The sequence below is a fragment of the Cytophaga sp. genome (genome assembly GCF_051961495.1).
GTDB lineage: Bacteria > Bacteroidota > Bacteroidia > Cytophagales > Cytophagaceae > Cytophaga.
This window is the reverse complement of sequence record NZ_JBQCDF010000253.1, coordinates 24,483-35,015: the sequence shown is the minus strand read 5'-3', so window position 1 is coordinate 35,015 and position 10,533 is coordinate 24,483. Positions and strand designations below refer to the sequence as shown.

Here is a 10,533-nt window from a genome sequence, read left to right as displayed (position 1 = left end):
TTCAATCAAAAAATCCCAGCCATCCATGATTGGCATATTTATGTCTAAAAAAATAACATCGGGTTTTGGTTTATCGCCTGTTAATGCGCCTTTCATATAGATTAATGCATCTTCACCATTCTGGAAAAATAATAAGTCATCGTTTCTGTTCAACCTTTCAAAAGATTTCTTTGTGATAAACTGAAATATTTCATCATCATCAATTACACAGACTGTAGCCTTGTTTTTCATATCATTGAATTAAAAAATTATGGTAAAAGTTGTTCCGACATTTATTTTGCTTTCAACAAAAATTGCTCCGCCAAGAGTTTCTATTTGCCTTTTCGTCATATAAAGACCAACCCCTCTGGAGTCTTTATTTGCATGGAACGTTTTATATAAACCAAAAATCTTATGTTGATTTTTTTCAATATCAATTCCGATTCCATTATCAGAAATTTTCAATACAACTTTACCGTTATCCGACTTATACGAATCGATTTTAATAATGGTTTCCCTTTGTGGAGAACGGTACTTGATAGCGTTGGAAATCAAGTTGATAAATATACTATGTAAGTAAGTCTGGGAATAAAATAGCTTATCACATTTCGAAAAATCAACTTCGAAGGCAACGTTTGCCTCCTTGATCTGGCCTGACAGTAAGCCCAATACACTATCCAGTGTTTCCTGAAAACTCAGTTCTATTTCATCATCTACAAAATCGCGCTGGATTTTAAGAGCTTCTGCCAGCACCTGTATTGTAGAAAGCAAACTATTAGAAACATGTTTTAAATTTGAAAAATATTCTTTGCGCTCTGTTTCATCCTTGGCTGCTTCAAAATAATCCAGCAGGATACTCAGATTGCTGATGGGCGATCGAAGGTTATGGGAAGTGATGTGGGCAAAGTCTTCCAGCTGCCGGTTCTTTACCTGAAGATCCTGAATGGAGTTATATCTCTCTGTCACGTCAAAATAAGAACAAACAACTGCAATCAACGCTCCGTTTTCATCCAGTACAGGTTCAGAATTGATGCTGAGCCAGATGATTTCTTTGGAAGGTTTCACCCAGCCCAGTGTGACATTCTTACAAGGCGTGCCTGTAAGCAGTGTTTTCGTTCCCGGAAATTCTTCATAAGGGAACAATGAAAAATCTTCTTTGATCGCCTTGCCTGGACCGAATGTTAAATCATTCCCGATGAGCTCCAGATCTTCGTACCCAATGATCAAAAGCGCAGCTTTGTTGTGATCAATAATTTTACCTGATTTATCAAGAATGATCACCCCTTCCACCATGGACTCAATGACTGATTTATACTTGCCTTTTGTTTGCCCAAGCATTGCCTTCAGATCATTTTCCTGGCTCACATCAATAACAACGCCTGTCATACGATGCGGAACGTCCTGTTCATCCCGATATAACTTACCCTTACAGAAAACAATTTTTTTATTCCCGGTAGGTATGTAAATAGAATGCTCAAATGAAAATTCTTCTGATCCGTTTTTAAGAACTTCCTGTATAGAATTCGCAACAAAATTTCTTTCATTCGTAGGAATCAGATTCAGATAACTTTCAAAGTCTCCTTTAAAATCATCCTTTTTAATATGAAAGATATCCAATACCTGATTTGACCAGAAGATCTGATCTTTCGTGATATCCCATGACCAGACCCCCATGTTGGCGGCATCCAAAGCCAGGTGCAGCGTTGTTTCGCTTTTAAGAAGCTTTTCTTCAATGATCTTCATTTGTCCGATATCTACTACCGTTCCGGAAAATTTGATCAATTCATTCTTCTCATTTTTTATAGGATTGACTGTAAACAACAGGTCAATATAACTACCTTGCTTGGTCTGTACTTTGAATTCAACTCTTCTTTTTTCTTCAATTTCTTCATAGCGATCGGCAGCGCTATACAACACACGCATCCGGTCAATGAAGTCTTCCTTCTGTTCCGGATGAATCAATTGCATGAAGGCTTTCATGCTTGGAGAGATCTCATCTCTGCTGTATCCCAGCAGATTTAAAAACGAATCTGACCACCACGATTTATCGTTGGCCATATCGTACCAAACCCATAAACCAACTTTGGATTGGCTTAAAGCGGATTCGAAATTATTTTTCAGCAGGTCAATTTTTTTAGAAATATCCGAAAGCCGGATGGTTATAATGAGGCTTACTTCCTGCGATTCGATTGGTTGAAAAGAAATCAAATAATGTACATACTGATGCACATCCATGTGCTCGCAGAAATCTTTTCCATGATCGCTTGAATCATAACAGGCTTGCAGTGTTTCTGAAAATTTGCTGCGTTTAAAAATCGATTTAAGATCTTTACCCTCAATTTCTTTGGTGTCAATTATTTCTCCAAAAGCATCTGAATTACATTTTATATATTTACAAACCCCCGTTTTGTCAATATATAGAGATAAATAATCGCTTTTTCCCTTCATAAAATATAAGTAAATTCCATAGCTACAGGATGATTATACGTATGTTATTCGGATAATAGTCCATCCGAATGAAAAAATAATAGTAATTTTATCAAAAATATTCTTAAAATACTATGTCCACTGCCAAAAGTGAAATTAAAAAAGTAACAACCCACCAACTTCAGGAGATGAAGAACCGTGGTGAAAAAATTTCTATGTTAACAGCATATGATTATTCAATGGCTCGAATTTTAGATGCTGCGGGCATAGATGTAATACTTGTTGGCGACTCTGCTTCAAACGTAATGGCAGGGCATGAGACAACGTTGCCTATTACCCTCGACCAGATGATCTACCATGCTTCTTCTGTAATCCGGGCGATCAACAGAGCCCTGGTGGTGGTTGATCTTCCTTTCGGTTCGTATCAGGGTAATTCTTCTGAAGCCTTGCGCAGTGCTATCCGGATCATGAAAGAATCCGGTGCGCACGCTGTAAAAATGGAAGGCGGCGTAGAAATTAAGGAATCTGTATTGCGCATTATCAGCGCAGGTATCCCTGTAATGGGCCACCTTGGCCTTATGCCGCAATCGATATATAAATTCGGTACGTATGTGGTGCGTGCTAAAGAAGAAGAGGAAGCAAACAAATTGCTTTCTGATGCCATTGTGCTGGAGCAAAGCGGGTGTTTCGGAGTAGTGCTTGAAAAAATACCGGCAGCCTTATCAAAGAAAGTTACGGCTAGTCTGCAGATCCCGACAATCGGTATCGGCGCAGGTGCAGATGTTGATGGACAGGTATTGGTAACACACGATCTGCTTGGTATCAATAATGAATTTCATCCAAGATTTTTGAGAACCTATGCAAACCTGCAGAAAACGATCAGTACCGCTGTCACCTCTTATATTGAAGATGTGAAATCTAAAAATTTTCCAAACGAAAACGAATGCTACTAGGCCCTGAAAATCCGTTGTCTGATCCTATACAAGAATTTGAATCCGCGTTTTCTGTTGTTTTTGAAGACAATCATTTAATTGCAGTGAATAAGAAAAACGGTGTACTTGTACAGGGCGATCATACAGGAGACAAGCCATTGTCTGAGCTCGTAAAAGAATATCTTAAGAAGAAATACAATAAGCCCGGCAATGTCTTTGCAGGTGTCATACACAGGATAGACAGGCCTGTAAGCGGGCTTGTACTGCTGGCTAAAACGTCAAAAGCGTTGGAGCGCATGAACAAACAATTCGCGGATAAAAAAATTCAGAAAACTTATCTGATGATTACGGGCAATAAGCCCAATCCTGCTTCGGCAAAGCTGATTCACTGGTTAACAAAGGATGCCCAGAAAAATATTGCGAAAGCACATCTGAAAGAAGTAAAAGACAGCAAATACTGTGAACTCAGTTATGCCTTACAGAAAGCCAGCGATCGTTATTTTTTAATTGAAGTGAGACCCGTTACCGGACGTTCGCACCAGATCAGATGCCAGATGGCCAGCATCGGCTGTGTGATCAAAGGTGACCTGAAGTATGGTGCCCCCAGAAGCAATGCTGATGGTGGCATTTGTCTGCATTCCTACAAACTTACATTTGATCATCCTGTAACAGGGGAACGAATGACATTGACTGCGCTGCCGCCGGCAGACGCTTTGTGGAAAGCGCTTTCTTAATAGGGATCATAAGTCGGATACTCATTCAACAAAACAGAAAAACAATAAATGATATGAATTCATAATTCATAATTCATAATTCATAATTCATAATTCATAATTCATAATTCATAATTCATAATTCATAATTCATAATTCATAATTCATAATTCATAATTCATAATTCATAAAATAAAAAAAGGGGCATAAGCCCCTTTTTTATTTTATAGTGTTTTATGTTAGTTGTTCTTGTTTCCTAAGATCTGCAACCAGCTCTTATACTCCTTATTACCACAAGTAGTAGTTAAGTAGTAGTAGTATATACCATCTGTTAAATCTTTCGGATTCCAGTTGTTATCATAGTTATCTGCATCAAACACTCTTGTACCCCAACGGTTATATACAATCAGGTGAGAACCTTCCTGAATTAACGGCATCTCAATACCTGGATAGGTTGTTCTGTCAGCCAGGTAGAATATTTCGTTTTTACCGTCACCGTTAGGAGTGATCAGGTTCGGAATATATAATTTCTGACTTTCAATAGCATTCAATGTAACTGTAGCATTATTGGTGATACAACCGATCTGTGTAAGATCTTTTACATACACGGTATATGTTACAGTAGTGCTATTTGGACTTACTGTCACGATTGAATCTTTTGTTGTGAAAGCAGACCCATCACTGCCTGCCCATATATATTCATATTTACCTGATCCGCCATGGCCGATTACCTGTGCATACAGATTACGTTTTGTGTTTACACATAATGTGTCTGTAGGGCCTGAAGCTGTAAGGCTAAAGTCATCAATACCTACTGAAACAAAAGTAGTATCTGTTGTTACACCGCAGTCACCAGTGACAGTGTATAAGAATTTATAATCAACACCAGTTACCAGGTCAATTGCTGTAACAGAGTCTACAGACAATCCCGGTTGAAGCGTTACCGGAGTAGCAGGGTTTGGAGAGTAAATCGACCATGAACCTGTACCTACTGATGGTTTAACAGCGATCAATAAGATATTATCCAAACAAGTAGTTACACTGTCAAGGTATGCATTAGCAACACTTGGATCAGATTTGATTGTTATTTCAATTGTGTTAGACAGATCGCTTGTACAAGAACCCGCTGCTGAAGTATATTTCACCGCGTATGTGCCTGCACTATTTACTGTCAATGGATTTGTTGAACCGGCAGAGCCGCCGTTGTTGAACCATTCGTATGTACCACCTGTGAAACCTGTAACGGTTGCTGTTAATTCAGCTGAACCGCCTGAACAGAATGATGAAGATCCGCCCGTAAGAGCGATCGTTGCAGTTGGCTTCGGATTAACAGTTACTGTAATTGTTTGTCCGGCGCCGCCACAAGTACCAAAGCTTGCTGTAACAATATATTTCACTGTACCAGCTGTTGCCGGAGCAGTAGTTGTTAATGTCTGAGCAATGGTTGATCCGTTGCCTGCAGATGCACCGGATGCACCTGTTACTGTTCCCAATGTCCAGGAATAAGTAGCAGGGCTAACACTTGAAGTCAGTGCGATAGCCGTTGTTTCACCGGAACAGATGGAGGCAGTATTCGGAGTCGTAACTACCGGAACCGGATTTACTGTTACTGTGATTGTTTTAGCAGTTCCGGCGCAGATGCCACCTGCAGAAGGAGTCACAATATATTCTACTGTACCTGCTGTTGTATTTGAACTGTTTGTCAATGTCTGCGCAATGGTTGAACCATTACCCGCAGATTGTCCGGAGATACCTGCTGATACCGTTCCGATCGTCCATGAGAATGTTGCTGTACCTACGTTTGAAGTTAAGCTGATCGCAGTTGTTGAACCGGAACAGATCGCTGCAGGATCTGCAGTTGTTATGATTGCTGAAGGGTTAACCGCTACAGTAATTGTTTTAGCTGTTCCGTCGCAACCATTCACAGTCGGTGTTACTATGTATTCCACTGTACCGGCAGCAGTACCGCTGTTTGATAATGTCTGCGAAATAACCGCACCATTTCCGGCAGATGCACCTGTTACTCCGGTAACTGTACCCAATGTCCATGTATAAGTTACAGAAGACGAACCAGAAGTAAGCGTGATTGAAGTTGTTTCTCCGGAACAGATTGCCGCAGGGTCTGCCGTTGTTACTTTCGCTACCGGGTTAACCAGCGCTGTGATTGTTTTTGAAGTTCCTGCACAACCGCCAAATGTTGGTACAACAACATATTGTACGGCGCCAACACCTGTACCGGTATTTGTTAATGTCTGTGCAATGGTAGCACCGTTACCGGCAGCAGCTCCTGTAACACCTGTAACTGTACCCAGTGTCCATGTATAGGTTACAGGTGAAGAACCTGAAGTAAGGCTGATCGCAGTGGTTGTTCCTGAACAGATCGCTGCAGGATCAGTAGTAGTTACTGTTGCAACCGGATTCACGGTTACTGTGATTGTTTTAGCTGTTCCTGTACAGCCACCGAATGATGGGATCACATTATATTGTACTGTACCGGCAGCAGTTCCTGAATTGGTAAGCGTCTGTGCAATGCTTGTGCCTGTACCGGCAGAATAACCTGAAATACCTGCTGAAGCTGTTCCCATCGTCCATGCATAAGAAACCGGCGATGAAGCAGAAGTAAGGCTGATCGCAGTTGTAGCACCTGAACAGATCGCCGCAGGATCTGTAGTCGTTACAGTTACAACAGGGTTTACTGTTACTGTAATAGTTTTAGCAGTACCTGCGCAAGAACCAAATGTTGGTGTTACTATATATTGTACCGTACCGGTTGTTGTTCCGGAATTCGTAAGTGTTTGTGCAATGCTTGAACCATTACCTGCCGCCTGGCCTGAAACGCTGGATGAAGCTGTTCCAATTGTCCATGCATATGTTACCGGAGATGAACCGGAAGTTAAGCTGATCGCAGTTGTTGCGCCTGAACAGATGGCTGCAGGATCTGTAGTCGTCACTGTTGCCTTAGGATTAACAGTTACTGTTACCTTAAATGTAGCGCCTGTACAACCGGCTCCGGATGTTGGAGTTACTGTATACGTAACTGTTCCGGTACCTGTACCCGGGTTTGTTAATGTCTGGCTGATACTGGTTTGAGGAGTTGCCTGAGCAGAACCACCTGTAATACCACCTGTAACAGCAGGTGCTGTCCATGTATATGTTGTACCGGCTGGTACGCCTGCACCAGATGGAGTTACTGTGAATGCTGTTCCGCTACAGATAGCTGCCGGAGTCTGATCACTGATCGAAGGATTTGGACTAACTGTAACAGTTGCAACTGCTGAAGTTGTAGGGCTACATGTCTGTGTAGAAGAATATGTAACGGTGTATGTTCCGGCAGTTGTTGCTACATACGTATCTGTTGTGGCACCTGCAATTACAGTACCTGCATTTTTCCATACGTAGGTTGGAGTCCCTGTCGCACCAGCAATCGTTGCTGTTAATGTTACAGAGCCGCCTGCGCAGAATGTCAGCGGACCGCCTGCTGTAATAGATACTGAAGTCGGATCCTGGCATAATGTATAACACTGAGAGAATTCTGAAGAGTTATGTGCCGCAGTTGTTGAACCATTATGTGCAATAGCTGTATAGGTTTTTGTTTTATCAAAGCCCAGCGCAGTAGTAAACACAAACGGAGATGCTCCGGAAGCAACAAATGTTTTACCCTGAAGTCTTGTCGGATCAGCCGGACAGGTTGCACAGCCGTCTGTTTCAAAAACTTCAATGAATGAACCACCTGTCCATGTAATCTGTGTAGGTGTACCTGCTATGGATGGTGCTGCCAATGAATTGTTACCGCCATTTGATAATACAATACCTCTGTTTGTGTTACAGCTGAAGGAGTTTTTATGAATTGAGTTGTTGATAGATGCTGCTCCATCCACAACCACACCATTCGCGCCGTTGTTAAAGATGAAGTTTGGTTCGCCTGCATTTACACCGCCAATGATGTTGTTTGCAGAACCGGCCGATAAAGAGATACCGTTTGAAGCATTCGGGATCGGTGCAGATTTTGTTGCGTTTGAACCGATGATGTTGTTCTGGATCGTGTTGGTAGAAGAACCGGTTAATGAAATACCGTTCTGTGTGTTACCTGAAATAAGGTTTGATGTAATCGTTGTTTTGCTCACGTTTACAATTTCAATACCCTGCTGGCCGTTTGCCACTGCTGAAGTACCAGCTTTATTGGTACCGATGTTGTTTCCAACAATTGTGTTTGCTGTACCTGCAGTAATTGCTGTAGTATTATTGATATAAACACCGCTTTTCTGGTTTCCTGAAATGATGTTTGCCTGGTTCGCTGCTGTACCGCCAATTGTATTTGCAAACGGGAAAACCGTACCGACAGGTCCCATTTCAATTTTAATACCGTAGCCATAACCTGCAGTTGCCGAAGTATTTGGTATGGCCGTTGTGCCTGTCGGATCCAGACCGATGATGTTGTTGTAAATCGTATTGTTTGTCGGAGCAGTCGCACCAGCTGTTGTTGAATTTGTCTGGATGCTGATCCCTAATCTGTTACCTGAAATAACGTTTCCGCCGTTTGCAGATGCAACACCGATTTTGTTCGCGTTCACACCCATCTGCAGACCAATACCACCACCATCTGTATTGTCGGCTCTTACACCGTTACCCGCAGCTGTGTTTGCAGTTGTTAAACCAATGATGTTCCCGGAAATTGTATTGTTTGTAGCCGGTACATAAGGCGTGCCGTAATCAACCTGGATGAAAATACCCCAGGTATTATCACAGATGTAGTTTGGTACACCTGCAGTACCAATGTTATTGGAAGCCGCACCCAGTAATTCAATACCAGACTGGTTGTTACCTAATTTTGTTGTACCATCAGCACCAAGACCGATGTAGTTACCGGAAATTGTGTTTGAAGAAGTGTTCGCGTATTGTAAAAGGATGCCAGGACCACCTGCAATGCCTGTAGGCTGAGGACCACCGTTACAGCCGGAAGAGTTATCACTTGCTTTCCATAAATACCCGTTGCCTGAAATAACGTTACGGTCGTTTACAGTGGTACCGCCACCAATAATATTCAGTGTTGAATTGCTGTTACCAACACCGGAAACCGTTACAAATTTTACACCACCGGCTCTGTTACCAAACACATTGTTTGTTCCGCTGGAGTTACCGGTAATATCTGTACCGATATAGTTTCCTTTTAATGTTGTTGAACCTGCGCTTTCCGCATAAATACCATATTGGTTAAAATCGTTGAAACCTTCATCACAATCCTGCTGCCAGTTGTTGTTTTTAGCTCCACCGTTACCGGAAATGATGTTACGCTCATTCGCAATTGTACCGCCGTCATAACCAATTACGACACCTGTACCACCCTGGATAAAGATCCCGCAGGCTTCGTTACCGAATGAAAGGCTTGGCGTAGTCGCATTGTAAGCAGCTGTTCCTGCAGCGTTGGTACCGATTTTATTTCCTTTGATTTTTACGTTGTTACACCAGTTTTCCAGGTGAATACCTGAACCTGTTGCACCTGAAATAACGTTTCTGTCGATCACGCCATTGATAGCGTTATTCATGTAAATATTTGATTGTGCAAGTGGCTTTTTAGTCGTCTGGTTACCGTTACCTAATTTTACGGCACCGGTTACATCCACACCAAAATAGTTGTTTATTACCTGTGTACCGCCGGCATTCATAACCAATAAAGCCGGAGTTCTTACTCCTTTTGCTTCTGTTGTAATCTGCGCGCAACCAGCAAAAATACATCTTTCGCTATTGTTTGTAGAAGTATTAAGCCCATTTGGAAGAGTTGTCAATAAACCACCTACAATGTTATTTGCTGTAGTACCGCCATTCTGAATATACACCCCTGAGCGATTGATCCCATTTACAATAGCTGTACCGGCAGCATTGGTACCGAAGTAGCATCCTTTGATCACTGAACCCGTTGCGCCACTGAAATGAACCCCGTAATCCAGGTTCTGGAACACCAGACCATATACTTTTGCCCCGGTAGTACCGTTGAACACCATTTGATTATTCATGGTACCGCTGCTGCGGATAATAACATCCGGACCATCTATACCATCCACGAAACCGTTGATCGTGATACCGTTATGATTACCGGTATTGATCTGCAGGTCACTGTTAATGGAGATCGTCATAGCAGCATTGAAAATGATGAAATGTGGCACAAATGCGTCACCAGCTGCATCCTGAAGCGCCTGACGCAATGTTCCCGCTCCTGCATCCGCATTACTGGTTACTGTATAAGTAGTTGCCTGCGATGCAAACACGATTGAAAAAATTGAAAGTAAACTTATTACGAGCCTTTTCATATGTTTATTTCTATAAAGGGTGTCTTAATAATAGGGGTATTTATTATTCTCTATAATGGTATTAAAGGTCAAATTACGTAATTATTATGAATCTTTACCTAATCTTACACCTATTTTTTATTGAATTAGTGCAACTATTTATACAATTTATTGTATATTTAATATTTTGAAATATTA

General features: G+C 41.6%; 5 protein-coding genes. 2 read left to right on the top strand and 3 right to left on the bottom strand.

Annotation, left to right across the window (positions count from 1 at the left end):
• Both ACTHJT_RS14130 and ACTHJT_RS14125 read right to left on the bottom strand, forming a co-directional pair.
• The coding region (locus tag ACTHJT_RS14130; protein WP_440239305.1) for a response regulator at positions 1–231 on the bottom strand (231 nt) is incomplete at its 3' end.
• 9 nt (positions 232–240) lie between these two features.
• A complete protein-coding gene (locus ACTHJT_RS14125) occupies positions 241–2,427 on the bottom strand; it encodes a PAS domain S-box protein (RefSeq protein WP_440239303.1) in 2,187 nt (728 codons plus the stop codon).
• 113 nt (positions 2,428–2,540) lie between these two features.
• On the opposite strand from ACTHJT_RS14125, the gene panB reads away from it, so the two are divergent.
• Both panB and ACTHJT_RS14115 read left to right on the top strand, forming a co-directional pair.
• Positions 2,541–3,359, top strand: a complete 819-nt coding sequence (panB, locus tag ACTHJT_RS14120) for a 3-methyl-2-oxobutanoate hydroxymethyltransferase (protein ID WP_440239301.1) — start codon at positions 2,541–2,543, stop codon at positions 3,357–3,359.
• The gene (locus ACTHJT_RS14115) at positions 3,350–4,072 is read left to right on the top strand and encodes an RluA family pseudouridine synthase (RefSeq protein WP_440239299.1); all 723 of its coding nucleotides are present in this window, start codon (positions 3,350–3,352) and stop codon (positions 4,070–4,072) included. Before panB ends, ACTHJT_RS14115 begins: the two co-directional genes overlap by 10 nt.
• Positions 4,073–4,290: 218 nt before the next feature.
• On the opposite strand, the gene ACTHJT_RS14110 is transcribed toward ACTHJT_RS14115, so the two are convergent.
• Positions 4,291–10,356 (bottom strand): PKD-like domain-containing protein, encoded by a 6,066-nt coding sequence (locus tag ACTHJT_RS14110; protein WP_440239297.1) that lies wholly within the window; start codon positions 10,354–10,356, stop codon positions 4,291–4,293.
• Positions 10,357–10,533: the final 177 nt, after the last annotated feature.

Bases quoted from the DNA above. Each gene is read 5' to 3' on its own strand.
- ACTHJT_RS14125 (WP_440239303.1), bottom strand. From the start codon at position 2,427: ATGAAGGGAAAAAGCGATTATTTATCTCTATATATTGACAAAACGGGG.
- panB (WP_440239301.1), top strand. From the start codon at position 2,541: ATGTCCACTGCCAAAAGTGAAATTAAAAAAGTAACAACCCACCAACTT.
- ACTHJT_RS14115 (WP_440239299.1), top strand. From the start codon at position 3,350: ATGCTACTAGGCCCTGAAAATCCGTTGTCTGATCCTATACAAGAATTT.
- ACTHJT_RS14110 (WP_440239297.1), bottom strand. From the start codon at position 10,356: ATGAAAAGGCTCGTAATAAGTTTACTTTCAATTTTTTCAATCGTGTTT.